This window comes from Mesorhizobium sp. WSM4935 (genome assembly GCF_029625735.1).
Classification (GTDB): Bacteria; Pseudomonadota; Alphaproteobacteria; order Rhizobiales; family Rhizobiaceae; genus Mesorhizobium.
In genome coordinates, this window is record NZ_JARTVR010000025.1 from 22,225 (window position 1) to 47,665 (window position 25,441).

At 60.8% G+C, this 25,441-nt stretch carries 21 protein-coding genes; 10 read left to right on the top strand and 11 right to left on the bottom strand.

Annotation, left to right across the window (positions count from 1 at the left end; translation table 11 throughout):
- Window position 1 precedes the first annotated feature (1 nt).
- Both P9273_RS30700 and P9273_RS30705 read right to left on the bottom strand, forming a co-directional pair.
- Entirely contained in the window at window positions 2-973 is a 972-nt protein-coding gene (locus P9273_RS30700) for an apiosidase-like domain-containing protein (RefSeq protein WP_278052256.1), read from the bottom strand.
- A gap of 107 nt (window positions 974-1,080) precedes the next feature.
- Window positions 1,081-2,514, bottom strand: coding sequence for a DUF4214 domain-containing protein (locus tag P9273_RS30705; protein ID WP_278052257.1), 1,434 nt, complete (start codon window positions 2,512-2,514; stop codon window positions 1,081-1,083).
- 386 nt (window positions 2,515-2,900) lie between these two features.
- Here P9273_RS30705 and P9273_RS30710 point away from each other — a divergent pair, with 386 nt between their 5' ends.
- Window positions 2,901-4,352, top strand: coding sequence for an oligosaccharide flippase family protein (locus tag P9273_RS30710; protein WP_278052259.1), 1,452 nt, complete (start codon window positions 2,901-2,903; stop codon window positions 4,350-4,352).
- A gap of 112 nt (window positions 4,353-4,464) precedes the next feature.
- On the opposite strand, the gene P9273_RS30715 is transcribed toward P9273_RS30710, so the two are convergent.
- Entirely contained in the window at window positions 4,465-5,610 is a 1,146-nt protein-coding gene (locus P9273_RS30715) for a glycosyltransferase (RefSeq protein WP_278052261.1), read from the bottom strand.
- A 134-nt stretch (window positions 5,611-5,744) separates the two neighbouring features.
- Window positions 5,745-7,022, bottom strand: a complete 1,278-nt coding sequence (locus P9273_RS30720; protein WP_278052263.1) for a glycosyltransferase family 4 protein — start codon at window positions 7,020-7,022, stop codon at window positions 5,745-5,747.
- 183 nt (window positions 7,023-7,205) lie between these two features.
- Between P9273_RS30720 and P9273_RS30725 the strand changes: the two genes are divergently transcribed.
- Complete coding sequence (locus tag P9273_RS30725) at window positions 7,206-8,336, top strand: glycosyltransferase family 4 protein (protein ID WP_278052265.1); 1,131 nt, start codon at window positions 7,206-7,208, stop codon at window positions 8,334-8,336.
- Here the strand turns inward: P9273_RS30725 and P9273_RS30730 are convergent.
- Window positions 8,329-9,561: a glycosyltransferase gene (locus P9273_RS30730; protein ID WP_278052283.1), complete on the bottom strand. Its 1,233-nt coding sequence runs from the start codon at window positions 9,559-9,561 to the stop codon at window positions 8,329-8,331. The two genes, P9273_RS30725 and P9273_RS30730, sit on opposite strands and share 8 nt — an antisense overlap.
- Window positions 9,562-9,807: 246 nt before the next feature.
- Here P9273_RS30730 and P9273_RS30735 point away from each other — a divergent pair, with 246 nt between their 5' ends.
- The 3 genes from P9273_RS30735 to P9273_RS30745 all read left to right on the top strand — a co-directional run bounded on the left by P9273_RS30735 (window position 9,808) and on the right by P9273_RS30745 (window position 12,475).
- A complete protein-coding gene (locus P9273_RS30735) occupies window positions 9,808-10,680 on the top strand; it encodes a glycosyltransferase family 2 protein (protein WP_278052267.1) in 873 nt (290 codons plus the stop codon).
- A 12-nt stretch (window positions 10,681-10,692) separates the two neighbouring features.
- Window positions 10,693-12,000, top strand: a complete 1,308-nt coding sequence (locus P9273_RS30740) for a polysaccharide biosynthesis/export family protein (RefSeq protein ID WP_278052269.1) — start codon at window positions 10,693-10,695, stop codon at window positions 11,998-12,000.
- 244 nt (window positions 12,001-12,244) lie between these two features.
- Window positions 12,245-12,475: a hypothetical protein gene (locus P9273_RS30745; protein WP_278052271.1), complete on the top strand. Its 231-nt coding sequence runs from the start codon at window positions 12,245-12,247 to the stop codon at window positions 12,473-12,475.
- Between the two features lie 411 nt (window positions 12,476-12,886).
- Here the strand turns inward: P9273_RS30745 and P9273_RS30750 are convergent, their stop codons facing one another.
- Window positions 12,887-13,687 (bottom strand): sugar transferase, encoded by an 801-nt coding sequence (locus P9273_RS30750; protein WP_278052272.1) that lies wholly within the window; start codon window positions 13,685-13,687, stop codon window positions 12,887-12,889.
- Window positions 13,688-13,856: 169 nt separating this feature from the next.
- Window positions 13,857-15,674 carry a GumC family protein gene (locus tag P9273_RS30755; RefSeq protein ID WP_278052273.1) on the bottom strand — a complete coding sequence of 606 codons (1,818 nt, stop codon included), beginning with the start codon at window positions 15,672-15,674 and terminating at the stop codon, window positions 13,857-13,859.
- A 680-nt stretch (window positions 15,675-16,354) separates the two neighbouring features.
- Between P9273_RS30755 and P9273_RS30760 the strand changes: the two genes are divergently transcribed.
- The 4 genes from P9273_RS30760 to P9273_RS30775 all read left to right on the top strand — a co-directional run bounded on the left by P9273_RS30760 (window position 16,355) and on the right by P9273_RS30775 (window position 21,558).
- Window positions 16,355-17,902, top strand: coding sequence for a phosphomannomutase/phosphoglucomutase (locus P9273_RS30760; RefSeq protein WP_278052284.1), 1,548 nt, complete (start codon window positions 16,355-16,357; stop codon window positions 17,900-17,902).
- Between the two features lie 12 nt (window positions 17,903-17,914).
- On the top strand, window positions 17,915-20,215 hold the full coding sequence (locus tag P9273_RS30765) for a mannose-1-phosphate guanylyltransferase/mannose-6-phosphate isomerase (protein ID WP_278052274.1): 2,301 nt from the start codon (window positions 17,915-17,917) through the stop codon (window positions 20,213-20,215).
- A gap of 268 nt (window positions 20,216-20,483) precedes the next feature.
- A complete protein-coding gene (locus tag P9273_RS30770) occupies window positions 20,484-20,744 on the top strand; it encodes a hypothetical protein (RefSeq protein ID WP_278052275.1) in 261 nt (86 codons plus the stop codon).
- Between the two features lie 94 nt (window positions 20,745-20,838).
- Window positions 20,839-21,558: a Crp/Fnr family transcriptional regulator gene (locus P9273_RS30775; protein ID WP_278052276.1), complete on the top strand. Its 720-nt coding sequence runs from the start codon at window positions 20,839-20,841 to the stop codon at window positions 21,556-21,558.
- 408 nt (window positions 21,559-21,966) lie between these two features.
- Here the strand turns inward: P9273_RS30775 and P9273_RS32480 are convergent, their stop codons facing one another.
- The 3 genes from P9273_RS32480 to P9273_RS30785 form a co-directional block, all read right to left on the bottom strand.
- Window positions 21,967-22,272: a DUF6894 family protein gene (locus P9273_RS32480; protein ID WP_442920277.1), complete on the bottom strand. Its 306-nt coding sequence runs from the start codon at window positions 22,270-22,272 to the stop codon at window positions 21,967-21,969.
- Between the two features lie 171 nt (window positions 22,273-22,443).
- Complete coding sequence (locus P9273_RS30780; protein WP_278052277.1) at window positions 22,444-23,184, bottom strand: class I SAM-dependent methyltransferase; 741 nt, start codon at window positions 23,182-23,184, stop codon at window positions 22,444-22,446.
- A gap of 18 nt (window positions 23,185-23,202) precedes the next feature.
- On the bottom strand, window positions 23,203-23,544 hold the full coding sequence (locus P9273_RS30785) for a hypothetical protein (RefSeq protein ID WP_278052278.1): 342 nt from the start codon (window positions 23,542-23,544) through the stop codon (window positions 23,203-23,205).
- A gap of 424 nt (window positions 23,545-23,968) precedes the next feature.
- Between P9273_RS30785 and P9273_RS30790 the strand changes: the two genes are divergently transcribed.
- Entirely contained in the window at window positions 23,969-24,283 is a 315-nt protein-coding gene (locus P9273_RS30790; RefSeq protein WP_278052280.1) for a hypothetical protein, read from the top strand.
- 624 nt (window positions 24,284-24,907) lie between these two features.
- On the opposite strand, the gene P9273_RS30795 is transcribed toward P9273_RS30790, so the two are convergent.
- Entirely contained in the window at window positions 24,908-25,264 is a 357-nt protein-coding gene (locus tag P9273_RS30795) for a hypothetical protein (RefSeq protein ID WP_278052281.1), read from the bottom strand.
- Window positions 25,265-25,441 lie beyond the last annotated feature (177 nt).

The window sequence follows — 25,441 nt, forward strand, 5'->3', positions numbered from 1 at the left end:
GTCAGGTTCGAGCTCCCACCATCTGATCGACGAAAAAATATCGATGGAGAACCTGCATGCTTCTTGCCCCTGGGCTGTCGAGCGCCTGCTGCCAGGTCATTTCGGCTGGCCAGAGGCCCGGGCCGCCGAAGTGCCAAGTCGGGTTGTTGCCGAAGATGTGTCCGGAAGCCCCGGAAAGAAGCGCCTGGTAGGCCTGCACCCGCACGCGATGGCCGTCCGCGCCGAACTCGTTTTCGTAGGCGCTCTCGATCAGGAAATAAGGCATGTCGCCCGAGGCGTGCTGGACAAGTGCCGCCGCATGGACGGGTTCGTAGGTGTAGACATTGTTCACGGAAAGCCACGGTTCTTCCCGCCAGTAGTCCAGAGCCGCCGTTTCGGGCGCGCTGTGGGCGGTTTGCAGAGCATCCGGGTCGGTTTCCCGAATTCCCTCTGCGACCGCCCTGACAAGGCTCCTGTCCGGCGGGTTGTAGTCGCCGCCCTCGACCCAGATGATGTTTCCGAGGCCGCCATAGCGCTGTCCGACGAATTGGCCGTAGGCTCGCAGGCTCCTCTCGCCGCTGGCCGCCATCTCCTGGTACCAGCCCTGGTCCCCGCCGCCATAGCCGAGATAGGAGGGGACGAGCAGCACCACGAAACCGAGATCGCGTGCACGGCGCAAGACCCAGTCGGCTTGCCTGAAATAGGCTTCGTTGGGAGCGCTGAAGTCGCCATTGCGAAGGAAAGGGCGGTCCCCGTAGGCATTGGCGGGAGCGTTGCGGGCAAAACGATGCTCGACAAGGCTGATCAGCACCGTGTTGAACCCGCGTGCCCGCCTGTCACGAAGATAGATATCCGCGTCCTCGCGCGTCAAATCGGCGATCAGCGACCAAGCGGCGTCGCCATTGATCAGAAAGGCACAGCCGACAGCGTCTTCCAGATATCGGTTGCCGGGCTCCACGCGCAGAGGGAACGGCTGCTGGATATGGTCGGCCATGGGCGCTTCGCAGGCATGGCCGACCAAGGTCGTCGCAGCCAGCAGGCAAAACGCGAGACCACAGAAGCGCAGATCCATGACGGTCCAGACCTCTATTCGGCCGCAGGCTAGTTTGCCATTTTGGCGGCAGGCGCCGTTTTCGCGTTCGCGGCGAGGTGGACGGAATACTTGTCGGTGAATTCGCTGGAGGTGATCATGCCGCGAGCGATGGAATCCCTCGACATCGAGCCGTCCCTCAGTTGTTTGGAATAGACGTCCAGCCCGTACCCGTCGCCGCCCCTGTCCATGAGCAGCTGGTAGAGGAAGCCGACATAGGTACGGTCGCTCAGGCCGATGGTGGAATACTTCCTCAAGAATTCCCTGGAGTGCATCAGTTCAATCATCATTTTGGGAACGTCGGCCGAGCCGTCGGCCAGGGCTGCGGACCACCGTTCGAGATCTTCATCGCTTGCTTTGCGCCCCAGTATTAAGCAATGGGCGAAACTTGCCTGGCGCATCGTAACGGTCTCGATCTTGTCGCTGTCTGCAAAATCGCAACGGCGCTGCGGCCTCGGCAGCGGCTGTGGTCCGCGAATTAAGTCCCTCACCGCAATGTATGCGGCCTTGGGTCCTGCCGGGCTCCAGCCGCGGTCCGCGGAGCCGACAAGCCGGACCAATCCCATCGATGCTTCGAAGTCGGGCGCCCAATAGGTTTCATCCAGAAGCTCATAGATATGGGCGGCTTCCACATTGTATTTGGCCTGCAGCTGGCGGAGGCGCAGCATGGCCCGCATTAACCCTTCGGCCTGCTGTCTTTCACTCTGCCGGCTTCCATAGGGATTGTTGAATTCGGTGACCCAGATCGGCTTCCCATAGCTGGCGAGCACCTTGAAGGCAGGCTCCGGATCCTGGCCATACATATGCCAGATCGAAATGTCCCATTTGATGCCGTCCCGTTTCATTCGTACGAATGCCCCGGTGTGGCCCCACCCCGCGGTGCCGACGGCCTTGCGGATGCCCGGGTCGACTTCGCTCATGCCGTCGGACAATCCTTTCAAGACGGCGCTGACCTTGGCCCAGCGCGGGCCGAAGTAGTCCAGCACTCCGGTGCCGCCCGCCAGACCCCATTCGCAGGGGTAAGTGGTGCCATCGTCGCGCTTCTCGCATGGTTTGATGATGGCATAGTTCTCCATCTCGTTGCCAAGTTCCCAGGTGCGGATGTCATCCTTGAACCGGGATCCGAATGCGACTGCCAGAGCGCGCGCCTTGCCGTAGAGCTCGTCGGTGTTGTCTTTATCAAGATCGATATTGCCGGGGGTGATCACGGGCAGCACCTCGATGGCGTGCTTCTTGCCCTCCGCCACGAGTTCCGCCAGCCTGTCCGCCGAAGGAAGGTCGGAAATGTTCACGCGGTAGGACTTCATCCCCAAATCTTCGAGGTAGTCGAACTGGCGCTCGATCGAAATGCCCGGATACGCCGTAATCGGGTGGCCATTGGCCCCCCAGAGGATGTCGCCGGAGGCCGACGAAGCCATGGCAAGCAGACAGGCCGCCCCGATCAACGCACATCTCAACATTTCAGTCACTCGGTTTTCACGAGGCTGCAACACTAGCCTCGTCGCGGACCGCAACAATCTGTCTATATTGGGAGCCCGCCCCTCATCCGGCTACGTCTTTCGAATGCGGTTCGTAGCCTTTCGGCCGCTATGCGCGGCGACGCTACTGAGTAAAGAGCGACCGCTTTCGAGACTTTCTCCGGATGCAGTGTTTGCCATCGGAGAAGCGGGTTGAGGCGCCCCTTCGGTCTCAACCGAATGTGGGACCGCCCTACTTCCTTTTGGCTTCTACTTCGAACCGCCGGCCTATGTTTTTCTGCCCCGGGAACGGTGGGCGGACCCAGACGTCAACGTCGGCGCTTGCTCACTAGCAGCCGGCACCCGGGACCATCATGAGCGTCAAACGCGCACTTCTGCTGAGCACGGGCGATCGTTACATCGTGATCGGCCTAAACTTTCTCACCATCGCGGCCGTTTCTCGCATCCTGACCCCCGAGGAAATCGGCATTTCGGTGATCAGCCTGGCAATCCTCGGCATCGCACTGTCGGCGCGGGAATTCGCCAGCTCGAGTTTCATGATCCAGCGCCCGGTCCTGAGCAGGGAGGACATCCGCGGGACTTTCAGCTTGATGCTCGCCCTCACAGCCGCAATTGCGGCCTTTCTGGTTACGGCCGCTCCGGCACTCGCGTCCTCCTTCCACGAACAAAAGCTGGCCCCCTATCTCCGGCTGGTATCCGTATGCCTGTTCATCGAGCTGATCTCCATCCAAGTCGTTACCCTGATGCGCCGTGAAATGGCATTCGGAAAGGTCGCCATGATCAACGTTGCCGGGGCGGCGACGGGAGGCGTGGCGACCATCGCGCTGGCGCTGATGGGGTTCAGCTACATGAGCTTTGCCTGGGCCTGGCTGGCGAGCAGCACGGTCACCGGCGTGCTGGGCCTCGCGCTGCGCCCGGATTTCTGGATGTTCAGGCCGACATTCAAGCAATGGCGCGGGATAGTTGCTTTCGGCGGCTACAATGGCGCGATCGTGTTTCTCTACAGGGCATATGAGGCCTTGCCCCTCCTGTTGTTGGGCCGTGTCCTGTCGCCACATGCGGCGGCGCTCCTCAGCCGCGGACTGACGGTGTGCCAGATACCCGACAAACTGATCCTCGGCGGAGCCATGACGGTCGTGCTTCCCGCCTTTTCCGCCTCGGCCAGGCAGGGCGCGGATCTCAAACGATCCTATCTGCATGCCATCGAAATCATCACCGGACTTCACTGGCCCGCGCTGCTGGCCCTCGTCGCGCTGTCCTATCCTGTCGTGGACATCGTGCTCGGCCACCAATGGCGGGCAGTCGCACCGCTGGTGCAAGTCATCGCGCTGGCGTCTCTTTTCACCTTCAGCTTCGAGCTGAACCACCCGGTGATGATGGCGATGGGTTCGATCAGGGACATGTTCGTAAGGTCGCTGATCGTCGTTCCTGTCTCAGCAGTCGTCATGACGAGTGCGGTCTTGGTTGCCGGCCTCATGGGCGCGGCATTGAGCCTGATGTTCATTGTGCCGTTCCAGGCATTTGTGTCCTTGAGCTTCGTGCGTCGCAGGCTTTCGCTGCGGTGGGACGAAATCGCTGTCGCCGTCCGAAAGAGCGGCGTCGTTGCCGCGTTGACCGCACTCGGCCCACTGGGCATGGTCGTTGCCGGCGGCTTCAGCTTCGACCTATCGCTTGGACAGGCGATATTCGCTGGGTGTCTTGCAGCGGCCGGCTGGCTGGCCGGAGTGTTCGTGACCAGCCATCCCTTGTTCGACGAAATCGTGAATGCCGGTCGACTCTTCCGTAATGCAGTTGCTCCGGCATGATTGCCGATGCTGTTGCGAACGCTTCCCGGATCGGTGACGCAATTTGGGTTTCATGGGAATGGCGAAGCGCTTCATCCGGTTGCTTTGCCGCAATTCCGGACGGAAAAACCGTTCACATCTTTCCTGGTATTGCGGCCGCGGCCAGCAGTTCCCTCCATTGCTGCAGGAACCGAACTTTGGTTGCAGCTGACGCGGTATCGCGCAGCAAGCGGCTTGTTTGCGCCTTCTCCGCGGCGCTTCGCGAAAGCGCTGTCCCCATCGCCTGCGCGATCGCGGCGGGATTATCCGGCTGCACCTGTGAGCACACGCCCCCGACGGCCTCCACCAGGGCGCTGCCGGCGGACACTATCGGCAGCAGTCCCATATAGGCGGCCTCCAGTGCCGGCATGCCGAAACCTTCGAGAAGGCTTGGCAATACGAATGCCTCGGCATTGCCGTAGAGCCAGCGCAACTGTGCGTCGGGAACGTATCCCATGAGCCTCACGCCCGGAACGGTCCCCGCGAGTTCCGCAATCTCCGCGTAGCCGTCGCCGCGCGATCCGCACAGCACATATCCGACACCCTGGCCGTGAAATCCGCCGCCTCGATACGCCTTCAGGGCGGCGACCTGGTTCTTGCGGGTTTCGAACGCGCCGACGGTGAGAAAGAACGGGCCGTCCACCCCGGGGGCCGCCTCTGCCGGGCCGTCGAACAGTTCAGCGCGCAGATAGAGCGGGATTGTCTTCAGGAATCGGAAACCGGACCCGAAAAGGATCTCGAAGTCGTTGGCGGAAAAATTGCTGACGAAAACGACGCCGGGCCCCACGCGCCGGATTTTCTCGTATGCAAGCCGGTAATTGGCGCAGGTCCGTTCGTCATAGAGGTCGCCATGCGTCAGCGGGCCGACATCGTGGCAAAGGACAATGTCGTTGTCCGTCAGGCGTGACCTCAGGACGTAGAGCGGATCCAGGAACAGCCGGATGCCACGTTCGCCGACCTTGTCACGGATCAGGAACATTTCTCTGTCCCGGAGCCAGTTGATTTCCAGCATCATCAGCCGGGCGACAATCTTGCGGACCAGGCCCTCGGGGGCGAAGGAACCCAGCCGCCAATACCGGATCCCCGCCCCGACGGGGACGAATTCCCGGGTCAGGTCCTTGGCGATGTGATAGGCCCCGGTCCTGTTCAGGATCGACAGCGAGTTGTCGAAGAGCAGCGTGCCGACGGACGCCAGTCCGCCCGGGGCGCGTAATCCGCGCGGATCGATCCGTTCGTTCATCTTGCCCTCTCCGTGCTGCGATCTGACAGAGTGCCACGCCGCTCCAGCTATAGTTCCACTCCCGCGTATGCATAACGAACCGCCCGGTCTCGCCGCTTCGAATATCCCGGCAACGTCGGTCCCTGCCAGCCCGGTTAACCGCCGAATTCCCCGAAGTCGGCGTCGACGTGAGTCATGAGCTCGAGGTATTTCCATGCGATCCATCGCCAGGAATAACTGCTGGCCCTGGCATGTCCCTTGGCGACCAGCCGCTCCCGCAAATCCCGGGTGATCATCAGCAGGCGGACGGTTTCGGCCCACGATTGGACGTCGTCGGGATCAGCATAGAGAGCCGAATCCCCACAGATCTCGGGCAGACAGGGCGAGGTCGAGGCCACGACCGGGCAGCCCGAGGCCATCGCCTCGATGGCGGGCAGCCCAAATCCCTCGATGCGTGACGGAAACAGAAAGCATAGGGCGCCTTCGAGAGCCTTCTTGAAGTCGTCGTCCCCTATCCATCCGAGGAAGACGATGTTCGCGGGCATTTCCGGGAGGTATCGCAGGATCGTCTTCTCGTCGACATCGCCTGGCATCCAGAGATCGAGACCCATCTCGTCGAGGAGCGGGGCCAGCCTGGCGAGAAGTGCCACGTTTTTGTACTCCTGGTCCCGTCTTCCGAGGCAGAGGACATACGGTCTACCGCGGTCGACCGTCAGGGACGATCTCGTTGCATCCCATCTCTTCGCATGGTCGCTGCCATTGTAGGTGACGACGATGTTTTCGTCCGGCGCGATGCCGAACTCCACCAGATGGCTGCGCGAGAGCTGCGAGACGGTGGTGATGCGGGCGGCCCGCCTGCCGAGCGCCGGCAGGATAAGGCGGTGCGCCCATCGGAAACCCCGCCCGTAGCTCGATGGCATGAGCCTGGTGTGCAAATCGTGGATGCACGCGATCTGGCGCCTCAGTGCGATGGGAGCAAGGTTGCAGAAGCTCAGCAATCCTCCCGGTACATGCCAGGGCAACTGCGCCTGCACCCAGAATTGCGGGAGACGCGGCCTGCTGAATTCGGGCACGATCCGGACGGGGATGGCGTCGAGGCGGAAGGTTTCGGGAAGCGGACGCGGAACCAAGAGATCGATCTCCAGGTCGCGGCCAAGCGGATGTCCTTCTGAAATGAGAGCGTCGAGGGCCACGGTCACTTCGCTGGCGTAGCGGGCTACGCCGGTCGGCCGAAGCGTCGTGAAATCTCCGTTTATCGTCCAGCGCCGTCTCGGCGATTCCCGGTCCGACCCCGTCCAACCCGTATGCCCGATCAACGATCCGACGTCCCCGGCGAGCGAGCTCGCAAGCGGTGTCCTGGGGCGGTGTCCATTCAATAGCCCCGCCGATCGTGCTGGTGGCGATTGCGTTGTGTCGAACTCGATTTTACCCATCTCCACCTCCCCGGGCTCCCAACCAGACTAGCACCGCGGAAGGCACGAAGGTCCTCGAACGTTTGAGGTAGGCGGACTACCTCACCTCGCCTATCAGGATGATTTCCGGGGTACCGGATGACCCGATGGCCATGGTGACCTGAGGTTTTCGCGGCCCCACATTGAAGGTTCACCGGGGACGACATGGCGCGGCGTTGGACAATCAATGGGCGTTTTCTTTCCCAGCCGACAACAGGCGTCCAGCGCTATGCGCGCGAGGTCGTCCGTTCGCTCGACGCTTTGCTCGCGGAACAGGGGCTTCTCGCCCGCGGTCTCGACCTTCGACTGCACTGCCCGCCCGGGTCCAAGGAGATCCCCCTCGCTTTCATCGAACGCTTCGAGATCGGCCGCACGAGCGGCCATATCTGGGAGCAGACGCAGCTCCCCGCGTCCCTCGGCGGCGGCGGACTGCTCAGCCTCTGCAACACAGGACCTCTGCTTTCCCGCAAGCATATCGTTTGCATCCATGATGCGAACGTCTGGAAGGCTCCGCAGAGCTACTCCCTTGCCTTCCGGAGCTTCTACCGTACCTTGCTGCCCTGCCTCGGTCGGACCGCATGGCGCATTTCGACCGTTTCCGACTATTCGCTGGGTGAACTGGTCCGCAACGGCATTGTCCCTGCGCACCGGGCCTTCGTAGCCCCGAACGGTCATGAGCATGTCTTGCGATGGACGCCTGAACATTCCGCGGGAACACGGCTGGCCGCCTCGCCGGAAACCATCGTCATGATCGGCAGCGCCGCACCCCACAAGAACGTGAGGCTCATCCTGGACATGGCCGAGCGCCTTGCCTCGGCCGGGCTCAGGATCGCGATCGTCGGCATGTCGGATTCGCGCGTCTTCAGGTCGGGATCACCCAGGGCCAAAGCGCAAAACATCCACTGGCTCGGCCGCATCTCGGATGGCGAACTGGCGGCTCTCCTTGCGGATTCGCTATGCTTGGCGTTTCCCTCGCTCACCGAGGGCTTCGGCCTTCCCGCCCTTGAGGCTATGGCGGTCGGCTGCCCCGTGGTGGTCTCCGACCGCGCCAGCCTGCCCGAGGTCTGCGCAAACGCAGCGCTGTTTGCACCGCCCGACGACCCGGAAGCATGGTTCGACCGTTTCATGCAGCTGCGCGATTGCGAGGACAAGCGGACGCAGATGATACGCAGGGGACGGGCGAGAGCCTCGGCATATGGTTGGCGAGCGACGGCCTTGCGCTATCTCGAGGCGATGGCCGCCGCAGACGACGCCGATACACAAACGAAGGTCGTCAGAGTACGCGAACTCACATGATCTCATGAAGCGCCTGGACGGCCCCGAGCGATTCCAGGATGGCGCAATCGAAGTTCTCTTCGGAAAACCGTCCTGCATTCCTGGCACAGGCGCGGGGCGTCACGGCATGGCAGTTCTCTTCGAACCGTTCGACCGCCTCCTTGAGGTGATCGACCGTCTGGGCCTTGAACAGCACGCCCGTGGGTTCGGGAGACGACCCGAGGCGCTGCACGATGTCGACTGCCCCGCCGCGGCCGAAAGCGATCAGCGGCGTTCCGCAGGCCTGTGCCTCGGCTAAGGCTATGCCAAAGTCCTCGCAGCCGGCGAAGACCATCGCCTTTGCCCGCGCTAGGCTGTCCACATAGTCCTGCCTGGGCAGGTATCCCGCAAAGGTGACGTTCGGGCCCGCAAGCGCCCGCAGGCTGGCCGATTGCTGGCCTTCGCCGACGATGACCAGCCGCCGCGACGGCATTTCGTTGAAGGCTCGGACGACGAGGTCGGTGCGCTTGTAGGGGGCGAGGAAGGACGCCGAAACATAGTAGTCGTCCTTGTCCTCCACACAAGGGAGCTCTTTTAGCGAGACCGGAGGGAAAACGACGCGCGCCTCGCGTCCGTAGATGTGCTGGATCCGGGAACGGACATAATTCGAGTTGGCCAGCATAAGATCCGGGCCATGCGCGGTTCTCGTATCCCACGTCCTCAGGCGATGGAGCATGTACCGATAGAGCATTCCTTTGGGGCCGAAGCCAAGCCGCCCTTGCTGAAGATAGGAAAACTGCTCGTCCCAGGCGTAACGGATCGGGCTATGCACATAACAAAGATGCGGCTGGTCCGGCCTGGTGATCACGCCGCGCGAAAATGCGGCCGAAGACGAGATCACCGCCTCATAGCCCGTCACGTCGAACTGTTCGATCAGGAAGGGACAAAAGAAGAAAAGCGACCGATAGAATTTCTGCACCATCGGAATCCGGTTGGCCGCGGACGTATGGAATTCCACATCCTGGAAATATTGCTCCTTCACCTCGGCCGGCAAAAAATCGAAAAGCGTGAAAACTTCAGCATTGGGGAACTGCTTGCATATCTGCGCCAGTACCCGTTCACCGCCCCGGAAATTCGGGCACCAGTCATGGACGACCGCTATCCTGGCATACCTGTCGACGCAGAGCCGCGGTGCGGCCGGCACCTCTTCGATGGGCATATCGACCCTGGCCGCGGTTGCCAGATCGGAAGCGCGTTCGTGGAGCATGGCTCCCCCTTGCATCGGCAGGCCAGCAGTCTCCATTCCTTGCAGCGGCCCGGGCAAGTTGTCCGATCGGCTATAGGCTGCTCCGGGCGCATGTTCGCCTAATACTTATGGCTGCGGTCGTTCACCGGGGATACTCCGAAAGCCAGTCCCAGAAGGTAAGCCAGGCTACCTCCGTCTCCTTTTATGCAGGCTGTTTCGGCCCCCCCTTGCCGATTAGGATCGGCCTGAACCAAACATGGGCCGGCCGTGAAACTCACCGTGATCATCCCGACGCTTGGCCGCAGCCAACAGGTCGCTCGCCTGCTCCGCTACTTGAGCGGCCAGACAAGACTTCCCGACGAGGTCATCCTGTCGGCGCCTGACGCAACGCATGTCGAACTCCCGGAAAGGTGTCTCTTCCCCGTCTCACTCGTTTTCGGTCCGAAAGGACTGGCTGCGCAGCGCAACACCGCTCTCGCACGATCCCTTGGCCGCTTCGACATCGTCACGTTCTTCGACGACGATTTCGTTCCATCCGCCGAATATCTGGAACAGATCGAAAGAGCTTTCGCGGAAAATGACGGATGGGCGGTGGTGATGGGCATGGTGATCAGAGATGGAGCCACGAATGCCGGCCTCACCTGGGAAGCCGCCGAGGCCGCCTTGCGGGGAGCCGAGGGCAAAAAACATGATGGACCGCCGGTGGTCGACCATATCGGAGCGTACGGATGCAACATGTCGCTCCGTTCCTCGCTTGTGGGAGATCTGCGCTTCGACGAGCGTCTGGTCCTTTATGGCTGGCAGGAAGACATCGACTTCACCAGCCAAATGAGATCCAGGGGTCGTGTGGTCTGCGTGACCTCGATCACCGGCGTCCATCTCGGCCTCAAGACCGGGCGGGTGAGCGGAGAGCGGTTCGGCTACTCCCAGGTCGTGAACGCTATCTACCTGATCAAGAAAGGCTCCGTTCCGGCCTCTTTCGCGCTGCCCCTGATGTTCAGGAACATTGCGGCCAACCTGGCAAAGAGCCTGCGCCCGGAGCCGTATGTCGACCGGAGGGGCAGGCTCCGGGGCAACATGCTCGGGATCCTGCATGTCGCCATGGGGCGAATCGAACCCGAATACATCTTGAAAATCTGAGGCGGGAACGCAATGCAGAAATGGCTTGTGACGGTGGCGGCTTCATTGGCGGCGGCGACCGCCTTCGCCTTGCCGGCGGTAGCTGCCGAGTATCTCCTCGGACCTCAGGACAAGGTCAGGCTCAAGGTCTACGAGTGGCGCGCATCGCGCGACGTGATCTTCGAATGGACCGCTCTCAACGATGATTTCGTTGTCGGCGCCGACGGCACGCTGTTCCTGCCATTTGTCGGCCAGATACGCGCACAGGACACCTCACCGGGCGACCTCGCCCGCGCAATCGGCGACCGCCTGATGCAGCAGATGGGCCTCGGCCGCCCACCGGATGTCGCCGTCGAGATCGCCCAGTATAGACCGTTCTACATCGTCGGCTACGTGGCGCAGCCCGGCGAGTTTCCCTACAGACCCGGACTGACGGTCCTGCAGGCGCTGGGAATCGCCGGCGGCTTGCGGATACGCGAGGATGACATTCCGAGGCTCGAGCGTGAGATCATCACTGGCCAGGGCGACGTGGGTCTGTTGGCGCTGAGCAGCGTCGCTCTGCTTGCGCGCAAAGCGCGGCTGGAAGCCGAGCAGGCCGGCAGCGATGAGATCGCCTTCCCGGCGGAACTGAAGGACAGGGCTTCGAACTCAACGGTCGCGGTAGCGATGGAGCAGGAGAGCAGGATCTTCGCAGTCCGCAAGCAAGCGATGACGACGCAACTGCGTTCGCTAAGCGAACTCAGGGACTTCCTGGGAAAGGAACTGGAGTCGCTCCAGCGGCAGCTAACCTTCCGCGACAAGCAGATTCAACTCATCCAGAAGGAACTGGAGGGCGTTTCGACCCTTGTCCAGAAGGGGCTGGCGGTTGCACCGAGGGAACTCAACCTGGAAGGGACGGTCGCCCAGATGCAGGGCGACAGACTGGCTGCCGAGACCTCGCTGTTGCGGGTGAGGCAGGAGATGAGCAAGACCGATATCGAGATCCTCAATCTCAACAACCAGCACGCCAGCGAGATCGCCGAGGCTTTGCGGGAAACGCAATCGCAGCTCAATGAAGTTACCAACAAAGCCGACACCGCATCGCTGTTGCTGCACGAAACCGCGGTCACGGCTCCAGCCCTGCTCGCCCTCAAGGAACGCGCTGAAAGGGCCAAGCCGATCTTCAAGATCGTCAGGGCGACGGGCAGCGGTTCGGAAGAACTGACCGCCGAGGAAACGACATCGATCGACCCAGGCGATACCGTGAAGATTGAAATTCCCCCGCCGCAGCCCGGTTTGGCTGCCCTGCCCTCGGACAGTGGCATTCAGGCCGAGAAGCTTCCGGATCAGGGTACCAACTGATCAAGCGCGTATTGCAGCGAGGCGGCTTCTGAAAGCTGAAACCGCTCCAGCTGCAGGCTGTCTGGAAGGACGCGCCGCAAGCCAAATTCGATGCTTGTGCGGAGCCGCAACGCCCTTGCCACTTGCCTAGCACTTCGAGGCCGCATATCAGTGAGCACTCGCTGGGCTCATCGAGCCCCTGACGGAATCTTCTGCCGCGGTGCGCCGGTCAGCCCTGCGGATGCCGCTGGAGATGTCGGTGCTCATGGGTGTAGTCGCCGTATCGGCGGCAGGCGTTCTGATGGGACTGCGGTTCAAGGCTGCCGCCCTGATCGCGGCGACAGCTCTGCTCATGATCGGCAGCTTTGCCTGGAATGGCCTTGGGCTACCGGGTTACGTGACGATCGCCAGATTCCTCATCCTGGCGTTTGCACTGGCCTGCGCCTACATCGTTGGCCTGTCGATTTCCGTACATTGGAAACGCACCCGAGTGTGAGCAACCTCGGCCTTCGAGCAGTTCACATCAAGAGGATTGCTAACGAAAGCCTTCATTTGCAATCCGCGTAGAACCTTGGATTTCTGGAATCTTCGCCGCTGTTCGATCCCAGGTGTTCGTAACCGCCGCGTCAGAGGGATCTCTAATCCCAAGTGTATCCTTACTGTGACAACGATGCGGTGAACGCCGCGAGCGGCTTATCACATAGGCCATTCTTGGTAATGGAGCCAAGCTGAAACGGCCACTACCCTGTCGCGAGTGCGTCGAAGCCAGATCGGCCGAATAGCAAGTAGAAAGACATTTCGTAGATTAGTGTGCGCCCAGCGACAGAATGGCGCCGTTTTTCCATCGAGTCGCACTTTAGAGTGAAACAAAAACGATGCGACCACGTCGTCGTAGAAATCCCCCGTTCTAGGAGGCTCTGTCGACGCGCATCACTGCAAAGACGGTCCTGATCAAGATCACGAGATCGAGCCAGACCGACCAGTTCCGCACATATTGAATATCCAGCGCCACGCGGCTGGGGTAGTCCATGCTGCTTCTCCCGCTCACCTGCCAGAGACCGGTAAGCCCCGGCCTCGTCCGAAGGTATTCCCCCACGTGATCGCCGTAGCGCTTGAGTTCGTCCTTCACTATAGGCCGTGGACCCACGCAGCTCATCTCGCCGCGGATGATGTTGACGAGTTGAGGGAGTTCGTCGAGGCTTGACTTGCGCAGGATCCACCCGAGGGACGTGACGCGGGGATCGTCCCTGATCTTGTGGATCGCCTCCCACTCTGCGGTGACCTGGGGATTGGCTTCGAGATATGCCTTGAGAACTTCTTCTGAGTTCGCGACCATAGTGCGGAACTTGTAGCAATTGAACGGCTGTCCGCCGAAGCCCACTCGGCTGTGCGAGAACAGTGCCGGACCTCCTGCCGTTATCCGAATCAGCAGGGCAACGACGATCATAATCGGTGCGGCCATCACGAGCGCTGCGATCGCTATGACCAGATCCATGATCCGCTTCAAGATCCCTCCTAAGGGAGGGTTCGTCGTTCCTGCGCTCAGGGAGGTCGACAGATCCGTCAAAACCGCCCCCGCGTTATTGGGGTCGGGCGAAGCAACGACGTGCAGAACTGTCGTTCGGCTATCGGCCGGCTCGGGGAGAAATGGATGAATCCAGATCGTCGCTCCCTGATGCGGCTGCTTCTCGAAGGCCTCTGTTGCCATGGGACGATAGCCGGTTCGAAATTGGTTCGATACTCTTCCAAGGCTGAGGCCTGCGGGCAAGAAAGGCAAAGGGGGTATCGCGACGCTCCGGGGCTCCCCCCCTAATCCCAAGGAATGATCCCCCTACGCGATTTTGCGCCTTCCGAAGGAGGACATCCCGATACGAGGTTCACGCCTTGCGGCGCTTGGACATCGTCAGTAGTACGCCAAGTATGGGGGTCTTGCTGGCCTGCAGTGTCCTGACAAGCTCTCGCAGCGTTTCGACATGTGTCTTGCCCCACTCGGCGACGATGACAACGCCATCCAGGACGGATCCCACAATCAGTTCGTCGGCGCCCGAGGCGAGGGTCGGTAGGTTGACGATTACCATGTCGTATGCAGCAAGTCGGTAGGCGGCAAGGTCGCCGGCGGTAAGCTCCGCGAGGAGTGCCCTCATTTTGCCTGGTACCAGCAGATGCGTTTCGTCCACTGCCGAACTTGGGAGCAGGTCGAACGGCCGCCCCGGAGCGGGGATGATGTTGAGCCGGATCGGGTCCTGGCACGGTTTGTCGTAGGCCCGCAATGGGCCGAGCAGCCGCGCGGTCATGGTCGCCCGGATATCGGCGTCAATCACCAACGTCTTCAGGCCGGATATCGCGTAAAGCGAGGCAAGGTTGCTGGCGACTGAACTCTTCGGACTGTCGTTGGACACGGCGGTCAGCCCGAGGAACTTGATCGGGTGACTGGTTTCCGCGAGGCTGATTTCCGTTCGTGCCTTCCTGAGGCCGCGGCTGTATCCGGAATGGGGATATTTTATCACTTCGTCGAGGCGGCTGGAATCCATTCTCCAGCTGGCGGGCGGCAATTCTCCGATGCATTCGAGGCCCAGGTTGTCTCGGATGTGTCGTGGCGACCTGATAGTCCAGTCAAACGAATGCCTTGCAAACGAAAGTCCGATGCCGAGCATGAGCCCGGTAACCGCCGCGAGGGCCAGCAGCAGCTTCGGCCTGGGCGCGCTCGGATAGAGCGGCGCCGTCGCAGCCGTGATCACCCTTGCGTCGGCAACCGGGTAAGACTGCTGGCTTACCGAGTTGGTGTAAGCCTGAAGGAAGCTTTCGTACATCTTCTGGTACGTTTCAGCAGTCACCTCAAGCTCTTCCAGCGTCGGCACGGTGTCGCCCCCGCCTTTGGCTTCATGGCCGACGCTGTAGTCGTGCCGTGACCGAAACTCCTGCGCTTTCGCCATCGCCTCGTTCATCTGGGTGCGCAGTTGCCCAAGGCGTTGCTCGAGCCACGCGCCGCCTTCCTTCGCGGCGTCGGTCTTGGTTTCGATCTGCTCGCGCACGAAGGCGTCGGCGGTGGCGTTCGCGATCCTGGCTGCGCCCTCGGGATCGAGAGCGGTGAAGGATATCTCTATTGCGTAGGAGACGCCGACCCTGCGGATGTCGAGGCTGTTGCGGATAACCAACATGCTGCGCCGCCACTTCAGGTAATCGGTCAACGGCGCGGGCGTTTCAGGTGCGCTCAGGCCGGAATGCTCCCAAAGCGAGGTGATCCAGGCGCTTTTCCGGAGCCCGAACTCGTCTAGCAGCATGTTTCCAAACTTCCTGAATCTCTCCCGCAAACTCGGAGTCTGCGGACGGTTGAATTCGGGGTCGTCGACAAGTTTCAACTGATGAAGGACCATCGCCGCGATCTTTTCCGACTGCATGACCGCGATCTGGCTTTCCACCTGGGCCGTATCCAGTGACAGATTTACTTCGCCGCCTTCCTGCAGGTGTTGCGGCAATTTCGGCTCGATCAGAATCTGCGCCTTGGCGGTGAAAGTAGGGTCGGTGGTCGAATTGTAGAACCAGGCCAGCAGGAGAGCCGCGGCGAGGCAGGCGACGATGGTTCCAACATAGCGTCGCACAAATTCGGCTATGTCGGAGAGGCCAATGAACTCCTGGCCCGCAGGACGCTGCTGGTCCGTCGCCGCGGGCCACTGAGCGGGGAACATGCGGTTCATTCAATTTTCTCCTGCAGGCGTGCGGGAAATCCTGCGAACACGCCGTTCCCATGCAGGCGGTCGATGGCATTCGGCCGAGGTTTTCATTGAAAGCTGAGGCCCCCGCGATCCCAGGCTGCCATCAAAAGGTTACGCCTGCGCCAGGCAAGGTAAACGCCGCCAATTGGCGTATGGGCCCTCCTATTGGAAGGACAATGCGCGGCAGCTCCGCTGTCGTTCTGTCGACGAATGGCCTCTGCTGTCGTAGCGGGAGCTGCCGTCCACGATTGAGCGCCGGGTTCCGCGCAAGGGCATGATCGGGCATACGTTCTGGCCCCTGCCATTTTCCAACGCCTCCAAAGAGAACGCGGCGCAGTCCGCCATTCTTTCCACGCTCAGACGGAGGTCCGCGGATTCCCTCGCGATTTCAACCTGAATGACCTCGAGAAGGCGAGTGAGACGACAGCAGAACCGCCTTTCGTCGACATTCTCGCGGAACGGGAACCTCAATCCGGTCAGAGGCATCTGGCAGCCCACCCTTTCGTCAGCGCCCGAGAAGGACGCACTCTTCAGATACGAGACCCCCACGCTTGGAAGAGACATCCTTTCGGCCACCAGCGGACATGCTCCTATTGGATGAAGGAGCGCGAACCAGGGTGTTAGGGCTACTCGAATTCATGAAGAGGTCCGTTTCCGGCGGCATGCTACGGTGCCTGGGAATCGCGGAGCGGACCGTGAACATAGTCGGCCAAGCCAAGCCAAACACATTCGCCTTCGAAACCAGTGCCCTCATCAAGGCCACCGGCTTCCGGGAATACGACGCGCGTTGGTGGTTCGGGTATCCGGGCTCCGAGAAAGAGCCCGAACTCAACCTGATGGGCGTGCAAGCGATCGGGATGGGGCTCGGCACCCTGATCCGCCGAATGGGCGTCGGTCCAGACATCGTCACCGGCCACGACTTCCGCAGCTATTCCATGGCAATCAAGATGGCGCTCATCTCCGGCCTGATGGCGGCCGGCGCGCGCGTCAAGGACATCGGCCTGGCGCTTTCTCCCATGGCTTACTTCGCCCAGTTCGCATTTGACACCCCGTCGGTGGCCATGGTGACGGCCTCGCACAACGAGAACGGTTGGACCGGAGTGAAGATGGGGGCGCAAAGGCCTCTGACATTCGGCCCGGGAGAGATGACAGCCCTGAAAGCGCTCGTGCTGGCCGGTGAGTTCGATCTGGCGGGCGGGGGAAGCTATGAATGCGTAACGGGGTTTCGCGAGACATATATTGACGACGTGACCGCAGGAAAAAAGATCGGCAGGAAGCTGAAGGTGGTGGTTGCCTGCGGCAACGGCACCGCCGGCGCATTCGCGCCGCAGGTGCTGGAGCGCATCGGCTGCGAGGTGATCCCGCTGGACGTGGAACTCGACCATACGTTTCCTCGATACAACCCCAATCCCGAGGAGTTGCGGATGCTGCATGCGACCCGGGACAAGGTTCTGGCGACGGGCGCCGATGTCGGACTCGGCTTCGACGGCGACGGCGACCGCTGCGGTGTCGTCGACAACGAGGGCACCGAGATTTTCGCGGACAAGGTCGGCGTCATGTTGGCGCGAGACATCTCCGGGCTCCATCCGAAGTCCGTTTTCGTTGCGGACGTGAAGTCGACGGGACTTTTCATGACCGATCCCGTCCTCGCGCGACACGGGGCAACGACGGATTACTGGAAGACCGGACACTCCTACATCAAGAGACGCGTCGCCGAACTTCATGCCATGGCCGGTTTCGAGAAGTCGGGGCATTTCTTCTTCAATCCGCCGATAGGCCGCGGCTACGACGACGGACTCGTCACAGCGATTGCTGTCTGCGAGTTGCTCGACCGCAACCCAGGCAGGACCCTTGCTGACCTTTACCGCGATCTGCCCTTGACCTTCGGCACCCCGACAATGTCGCCCCACTGCCCTGACGAGGAGAAATACAGCGTGGTCGAGAAGGTTGTCGGCGAATTCAAAAAAATGAAGGGGAACGGGATCGAGTTCGCCGGCCAGCCGCTGGCTGATCTGGTCACCGTGAATGGAGTTCGTGTCGTTGCCCAGGACGGCACCTGGGGCCTGGTCAGGGCCTCGTCGAACAAGCCGGAAATCGTCGTGGTGGTGGAAAGCCCCGTCTCCCCCGAGCGACGTCGGGAGATGTTCGAGGCCCTCGATGCCGTCCTGCGCCGCAATCCGGAAGTCGGAGCCTACAACCAGACATTCTGAAAGGACTGGCCGATGCCGGACCGGATCGTAAGTTTTGTCATGAGCGGAGGTGTCGGCTCACGGCTGTGGCCGCTTTCGCGTGAAGATAATCCCAAGCAATTCCACGACCTTTCGGGCGACGGCTCCATGCTTGCCAAGACCATCCGGCGCCTCAAGGCGCGGCCGGATGGCGAAACCCCCATCTACCTGATAGCGTCCGAGCGGCACGCCGACCGCGTCATCTCGGATATCAGTCCCCTCGGCCTCAATGGCGGCCGGCCGATTTTCGAGCCTGTCGGCCGCAATACCGCCGCGGCGGTTGCGATAGCCACCCTGCAGACGATTTCCGAATATGGCAAGGACGCGCTTGTACTCGTGGTCCCCTCCGACCATGCGATATCGACCGAAACCCAATTCTGGGAAACCGTCGAGGCGGGTAGGCCGGCGGCAGCTTCAGGAAGCATCGTCATATTCGGCATCAGGCCGACACATCCCGAAACCGGGTATGGTTACATCGAGGTTTCGGACGGTCGCGACGGCGTGGCCGCCGTTTCGCGTTTCGTCGAAAAACCCGATGCCGAGACCGCCCGCCAATATGTGTCTTCGGGACGGTTCTACTGGAACGCCGGCATTTTCCTGTTTCGCGCCGATACGATGCGGAAGGCATTTCTCGACTTAAGGCCCGACATCTGGGAAGGTGCGGAGCGCGCCGTCAAGACCGCACGGGCCGACGTGTCGGGCATTTACCTGCCCCAGGGCTTCTACTCGACCGTCCCGTCGACCTCGGTCGACTACGCGGTCATGGAGCATGCGAACGACATCGCGATGGTCACGGCTTCCTTCCGCTGGAACGATCTTGGATCGTGGCAGTCGCTCCTCGAAGCGAGCCCGACCGACCGCGATGGCAACGTCGTGATGGGCGATGTCATCGCCATGGATTGCGACAGCTCCTACCTTAGAAGCCAGGGCAGGCTGCTGACCGTAGTCGGCATGAAGGATGTGGCGGTGGTGGCGACGCCGGATGCGGTGTTCGTTGCCCCCGTCAGCCACAGCCAGAACGTCAAGAAGGTCGTCGAGCAGTTGGAGAAGAGCGGACGGATCGAGACCAAGTTCACAGCGTCGGAAGATCGGGGCATCATCAGCGGAGCATGGCGCAGGCGCGTCGAGCATTGGCTCTTCGAGGAAACTCTGCCGCTGTGGTCCACGGCAGGTGTCGACGACGTGTATGGCGGCTTCCACGAGGCTCTCGGGTTCGACGCAAGGCCGTTGGGCAAACCCAAGCGCATGCGCACGATGGCGCGCCAGATCTACGCATTCGCGGTGGCGAAGGAACGCGGCTGGGCCGGACCGGCCGACAGTCTCATCGACCACGGCATCGGCTTCCTCGCGAAATACGGCCGCACCGACCGCGGCGGCTGGGCGCGCACCCTCAATTGCAACGGCAGCGTGGCCGACCCGGCGGAGGACGCCTACGACCATTCCTGTATGCTCCTGGCACTTGCCCATGCTCATCGGTGCGGCCATCGGGATGCCTTGCGGCTCGCGCAGGAGACATTCCGTTTCATCGACACTCATCTCGAGGACGGCTGCCTGAACGGCTTCCTCGAGTCGCCTGGCTGGAACGGCGTACGATTCTCGAACCCGCACATGCACATGCTGGAATCCTTCCTTGCCTGGCACGACGTCACCGGCGACCGCGCCTATCTGCGTCGGGCGGCACGTGTCATCGATCTCTTCCGCTGCCATTTCTTCGACCAGGAAAGCTGGACGCTCGGGGAACGTTTCGACGTCGACTGGCAGCCATTGCCGGGAGATGAGGGACAGTGGACCGAACCGGGGCACCATTTCGAATGGGCTTCCCTGCTCGTCGATTTCTCCCGGGCGAGCGGGCAAAAGGATCTGGTGGCCTTTGCAAGGAAACTCTATTCGTCGGCGGTCGCCAGTGGGTTGAATCGGGCCACGGGGCTGGCCTATGCAGCAGTTTCGCGGCACGGAATGCCGCTCGACCCGCTGTCCCGAAGCTGGCCGCAATGCGAGGCGATCAAGGCGGCCGTCGCGCTCGATGGCATTGGCGGGCCCGATCTGAAACCGGAGATCGAAGCGCGCGTCGCCCGCCTTTTCAGATGGCACATTGATGCCGCACCGCTCGGTTTGTGGATCGACAAGATCGACGAGCGCGGAAGGTCGGTGGCAACGGAGGTCCCCGCAAGCATCTTCTACCACCTCGTCACGGCGTTGATGCAGTATCTGGACAAGACCGCAGGACAGGTCGAACCTTTCCCGCTGCCAATTGCCGATGTGGGCAAGTCCTCTCTGAGGCGGGCCCACGCCTGATCCGTACGAGTCCATGGCCATGCGCAACAGCGCGACGTGGCGCCACTTTTTGCCATCGGCATGGATTGCTGAACCGGGGCTGATTCCATCATCCGTTACGCTCGACTTCGGGGCCAGGCTGGCGCCGAACTGCCGACCGACGCAATGGTCAAAGCCTGCCGGTAAGTTATGCCAATATGAGAGGCATGAAAGGCCTTTTCCAATCTTGGAACCGCGAGGACCTAGGCCGAGAGCGGTTGCGCTTGCCGCACTGCACGTGAGTGAATCCGTGCTGCTGGAACTCGAAGGACCCCACTTGTTGTCGGCCGCCGAGATCAGCGGATTGCTTAAGGAGACGACGTTGCGGAATGCCGCCGATCAAGTGGATAACCGCAGTTGCGCCCTCGCCAGCAGAAATAACCGAGTCGATGCGGAAAAACTTCAAGAGAAACAAACCCTAGCCGTACCGCCCCCGGCGTTCTCAAATCACGGCTTCGGCAAGCAAGTGGAACCCGCACATTCCGACAAAAGTGGCCGCAATCACCGATGATTCAATACCGATCCTTAAGGGAGTGTATACTCATCGCGTCAAATTTGCGGTACATTCTTTTCCGGGGGGAAGGAAAGCTTGGGCAGGGTGGTAAATGACGTACCGTTCACGTCCCGTTTTGCGCGGGAACGACAAACGTTCATCGTACGTCGGACTCAACGACGACGATATCGCCCTGATCAAGGCGCTGGGGTTCACGCCGAAGCGCTATCCGGCGGAGACGGTCATCGTCAGCCAGGGCGAGGTTAGCGATCGCGTATTCTTAGTCGAGGCGGGTTGGGGCTGCATTTCTCATGAACTCGAGGGCGGGCAGCGGCAAATTCTGGATTTTGCCCTGACGGGCGATATCGTCATGTCTCAGTCACCCGCGGGCAATGCTCTTGAAACGTTTGTGGCTCAAACTGAACTTTCGGTGTTGGTGGCTTCGACAAAGACTTTTTCCCTTGCCGCCATGAAGTCGCCCCGGCTTTTCTCCTTTATCCTCGACACCCTGATGCAACACCGAGCGGCTATCGCTCAACACCTAACCAATGTGGGACGACGCAGCGCCCTGGCGCGCACGGCGCATCTGTTCCTCGAACTGAGAGCGCGACTGGAACGGATCGGCTCCGTCACCCGCAACAGCTATGAATGCCCTCTCACCCAGTACGATCTCGCCGATGCGCTCGGCCTTACGCCGATACATGTCAATCGAATGCTGCGGGAACTGCGCGAGCGCAAATTTCTCGAATTCCGCCAGGGCCATGTCCGCATGCTCGATGAACCAGGCCTGACAAAATTTGCCCGATTCGAGCGCGACTACATCGACAGTTGAGGCCTGGGGCCGAATTCTCCATCGCCGCGCCGAGATTGCCGCCGCAGTGCTTTCATCCAATCGCTGGCCACGTATATCGGCGGCCACTCCGGTCCGGATCGCCGGCACGGCATCTGGCTGTAAGGCGGAACGATGGTGAACACTACCCTCGGCTGGGAGTGAACGTTTCCAGGAGCATCATGGGCCAAGTGAGAGCACCAGCGCAGGATTAAACCGACAACGCCCTTAGCGGCCCGCTACTGCACTTCTATCTTCACAGAGCGAGCGCTTGGTTTTGTTTAGGCCGTGCTGGCAAGTAAAATTTGCTGAAGCGGACGGGCGGCGTGAGGAGCCTCCAGGTAGGAGCATCGATGCCGCGATTGCCACAGGTAGCGGGTCAGTTGGAAATTTGAACCGCGTCGCGATCTTTCAGATTCGCTCCATGCGCTTTAAATTACAAAATAACATCCGGCGTTCCGCATTCAATTCTATCTGCAAGATTTGACTGCCATCGGAATTGCGGACTGTGCACACCAGATCGCAATTTGCCACCAGGTTGCGAACCATTTCGAGTGCCCGTTCCTTGGCCGACTCAATCCCCGGCAGGAGGGCTCCACGTGCATCTTGATAGACATCCCCCGCATCGGAAACATCGAAGAAGTATCGCGGCGTCGGAGGATCTATTAGGAGACTAGGATCGCCTTGAAAGGCCTCGGACTCCCTCGCCCGCCACATTCCTTTGCTTCGATGAAAGCAACACCCGACTCCCAAAGTGTCCTGGGCCAGCGGTGATCCTCAACATCCTCGCCCGCAGCCGCGACTCGGCGCCGGGCACGATCCTTGCGTTCCCCAGGCGCTGAAGCTGGCTCACTTGCCGGTCGGACGCGTGAGGCAGTCGCCAACTTCCTAAAAACGTTTCCTAGAGAGAGCCATCAAAGTCCATCCGAACCCCATGCGCTCCTTGAACCGCTCCACGCGGGCGCCAAAGAGAGCGCGTATAGGTGCATTGAGCTTCCACGAATTCACGATCCGCATCACTCCGACGCGGGCCACCGGCGAAACCGTGAAAAGTTCCTGCGACGCAAATTCGGGTTCGAGCAATTCGGCTAGCTCGTGACGATAAAGCCAGTGACGCAGCTGCCCCGGCGCAGGAGGTGGAATCGCATTGTACTTTTCGAGTACATGACGGTTTTGCGTTGCCAGCATCAGATAGCCGCCAGGCCGAAGATGGGTGGCGAGTTTGCGGACAAAAGCTTTTTGATCGAAGACGTGCGAGAGAACTTCCAGGGTGACGATCACGTCGAATGTCGATTGGCCGAAGTCCAGGGCCAAGAAATCTCCTGCAGTGAAAGTGATGTGTGGCCAACGCTTTGCCGCGCAAGTCAGAACTTCGTCGGAAAGGTCGGTCGCAGTTACCTTGCCGTATCGTGAAAGTTCCGGGTCGAACCAGCCATTGCCGCAGCCAACATCAAGGATATCAAGGTCATTTCGGCCCAGTTTCTCGAGCCAGCCTCGTATGACCTCTGATTGACGTGCGCTTATGGTATGCTTATCGCGCCCACCGATTTCAGTGTTCCATTTGTTCCAGAAGGATCTTTGTAGATCTATCGGCGCATCGCCTTGCGAAAAATTGTATGGCATTGACATCGATTGCCCTCCCATATGTCAGTCGCCGCCCCGTTCTCCACAGCTCTCTGGCTCGCAATGATCTGTTGGCAAATTTAGCAGGTACTTGCTTAAGCGGCACTTGACCCCAGAGTCATCAAAATGGAGAAGGGCGAATACCATCGCCGAGGCAAAGGAATGCAAGCGCCTCGTAGAAGAAGTTGCGATCAACACCGCACCCATAGCCTCGTCGTTCAAGATCGCGTCGGTCGTGCGAACCTCTGCGCCATACAGGCCAGCGAGGTTTTCACCGGCATTGATGTCCGACAGGGCGGCAAGACTGCTGCCGCGATGCGAGGAAATGGCAGTTGCATCAGCGCGGGCGATCCGCTTTTGTTCCATGAAGTTGCGAAGCTCATTGGCGCGCGCGCCGTCATTAAAAAAGATGTGGCGTCCCTAAAATTAGCCTGTGCACTGTTTCCCTTTTCTGTTCCTTGAAGGCAACCCGGCCGCGTGTCTCTGATCTTGCGGCGAAGCTTCCGATTCGGCGGGCCGGCGCCGGGATTCCAGCCCCAACAGGCAAGGGTGCCAGTTACTTCCGCAATGCTGAGCATTGAATGAGCTCGCCTGCATGGGTGCCAGACGGGCTCTTTATCGGGCCTCCCTGCGGACTCGAATTTCCAGTGTGGGCCTGGTTGCTATGAACCCCACCCGACCCGGCGCGCGGAGCCTGTCCGCGCGCCACCTGTTTGTTCAACTTCACCCTGCGTTCGATGTTCAATTAGCAAGCGCTTGAATAATGCGCTCCCCGCCCCAGAGTCATGACATGGCCAAGGTCTCTTTCAACATTGGCGATGAGGTGGCCATCACGGCCAAGGTGCGTAGGCGTGTCACGAAGGACTGGGTAAGCGTTTCCGTTCCCTCCTATGGGCAGCCACACTCGATTGTCGATCGAACGTCTAAGGTGAAGCAGGGCCAAGAAATCGAGCTTATTGGGCACGTCACTTACGTCGACAGGGAAGCCGGCAAGGTCACAGTCAACCTGGGTATTCCAGTAACCGTGAAAGCCGACACTCTCAGGCTTGTCACGCGCTACGTGCCGCCGAAGCGGAAGACGCCCCTGGTGGACAAGGCGACATGACGAAGCTCTCGGAGCTCGGCCCATTCGAACCTCATCTCTACGGGAAGGTTCGCGAGCACGAAAGTGAGTATTTCTACCGCTGTCCCCGGTGCGGCCAGATGGTGGATGAACGGGACGCGCGGCAGGTGGTCTGGCACGCTTTCTTGGAGCACGAGCGTCTCGTGATCGATGGGGACGCGCCTCACTTGCCATAAAGCGGCAGAATCGCAGCCAGATGGCCGAAAGCGTGCAGAGACCAAAAGAAGACTGGCAACCGACGGCCGGGTTGGGGGCGGGTGCGAGCTGTCGGTTACCGAGCGCGGGAGGCCATCGAATCAGAAAAATGCATCGGCCCTGCAAGGGATTGTGCCAGCACTCGATGCTGACGGGAACTATGCTGTCTCGTTTCGAACCGAAAAAGCTGCCACTAGCCTTGAACTGAAGATGTTGCCGGCACCTTCCTGGGCCGGTGGCTCGTCAGGGTTGAGGCTGTAGTCGGGGCCTCGCACGGCGAGTTCTTACCGGCACTGCCTCCGGCCGCCATTGGGTTCATGCTCAAGGCACCCGTGGTTTGCATTTTCCCCCACTCTATCGCGCGCTCTGCTTCGCCGCTCCATCCGAGCATGACGCTGCCAGGGATGTAGGTCAGCGCCGATGACGGCTGATGGCGAGGGCGGCTTCCAATGCTGCGAACGCGGCGGCGCGATCCTGCGCATCCATCCCGATGAAAAAGCCCGCCCATGTCAGGGCGAGCGCGTCATCCTGTCCATGAACAAGGGCCGCCTCCCGGCATGCCGGAATCGACATCAGGCTGGGCCTGCAGCACGGATCATAGGCATCGAGACTGTCGGGGCGCTTGCGCCTGACGCGTTCGATCTCGGCCTTCCGCACGCTCGACGCAATCGCGCCCAGCACTGCCAGCGCGATCTCGTCTTGAAGCGCGAAAATGTCTTCGGAGCCGCGATCGTAGCGCTCGGCCCAGGCATGGGCGCCGCAGGGCATTGCGTGCCAGCCCGGCGCAAAAAACCGCCCCGGTTAGACCGGGACGGTTATTGATTTATGATGAAAGTGGTTGCGGGGGCAGGATTTGGCTTTTTGTCCTGCGGCGTCGGCTTTGCCTGTTTGCGGGTCCCTGATGCAGGTTAAAATCGCCGGCTCTCGCAGCAAATACAAAAGAGC

Excerpts from the sequence above, each read along its gene's own strand:
- P9273_RS30700 (WP_278052256.1), bottom strand. The coding sequence starts at position 973 with ATGGCCGACCATATCCAGCAGCCGTTCCCTCTGCGCGTGGAGCCCGGC.
- P9273_RS30710 (WP_278052259.1), top strand. The coding sequence starts at position 2,901 with ATGAGCGTCAAACGCGCACTTCTGCTGAGCACGGGCGATCGTTACATC.
- P9273_RS30715 (WP_278052261.1), bottom strand. The coding sequence starts at position 5,610 with ATGAACGAACGGATCGATCCGCGCGGATTACGCGCCCCGGGCGGACTG.
- P9273_RS30720 (WP_278052263.1), bottom strand. The coding sequence starts at position 7,022 with ATGGGTAAAATCGAGTTCGACACAACGCAATCGCCACCAGCACGATCG.
- P9273_RS30725 (WP_278052265.1), top strand. The coding sequence starts at position 7,206 with ATGGCGCGGCGTTGGACAATCAATGGGCGTTTTCTTTCCCAGCCGACA.
- P9273_RS30730 (WP_278052283.1), bottom strand. The coding sequence starts at position 9,561 with ATGCTCCACGAACGCGCTTCCGATCTGGCAACCGCGGCCAGGGTCGAT.
- P9273_RS30740 (WP_278052269.1), top strand. The coding sequence starts at position 10,693 with ATGCAGAAATGGCTTGTGACGGTGGCGGCTTCATTGGCGGCGGCGACC.
- P9273_RS30745 (WP_278052271.1), top strand. The coding sequence starts at position 12,245 with ATGGGTGTAGTCGCCGTATCGGCGGCAGGCGTTCTGATGGGACTGCGG.
- P9273_RS30750 (WP_278052272.1), bottom strand. The coding sequence starts at position 13,687 with ATGGCAACAGAGGCCTTCGAGAAGCAGCCGCATCAGGGAGCGACGATC.
- P9273_RS30755 (WP_278052273.1), bottom strand. The coding sequence starts at position 15,674 with ATGAACCGCATGTTCCCCGCTCAGTGGCCCGCGGCGACGGACCAGCAG.
- P9273_RS30760 (WP_278052284.1), top strand. The coding sequence starts at position 16,355 with ATGCTACGGTGCCTGGGAATCGCGGAGCGGACCGTGAACATAGTCGGC.
- P9273_RS30765 (WP_278052274.1), top strand. The coding sequence starts at position 17,915 with ATGCCGGACCGGATCGTAAGTTTTGTCATGAGCGGAGGTGTCGGCTCA.
- P9273_RS30775 (WP_278052276.1), top strand. The coding sequence starts at position 20,839 with ATGACGTACCGTTCACGTCCCGTTTTGCGCGGGAACGACAAACGTTCA.
- P9273_RS32480 (WP_442920277.1), bottom strand. The coding sequence starts at position 22,272 with ATGTGGCGGGCGAGGGAGTCCGAGGCCTTTCAAGGCGATCCTAGTCTC.
- P9273_RS30780 (WP_278052277.1), bottom strand. The coding sequence starts at position 23,184 with ATGTCAATGCCATACAATTTTTCGCAAGGCGATGCGCCGATAGATCTA.
- P9273_RS30785 (WP_278052278.1), bottom strand. The coding sequence starts at position 23,544 with ATGGAACAAAAGCGGATCGCCCGCGCTGATGCAACTGCCATTTCCTCG.
- P9273_RS30790 (WP_278052280.1), top strand. The coding sequence starts at position 23,969 with ATGGCCAAGGTCTCTTTCAACATTGGCGATGAGGTGGCCATCACGGCC.
- P9273_RS30795 (WP_278052281.1), bottom strand. The coding sequence starts at position 25,264 with ATGCCCTGCGGCGCCCATGCCTGGGCCGAGCGCTACGATCGCGGCTCC.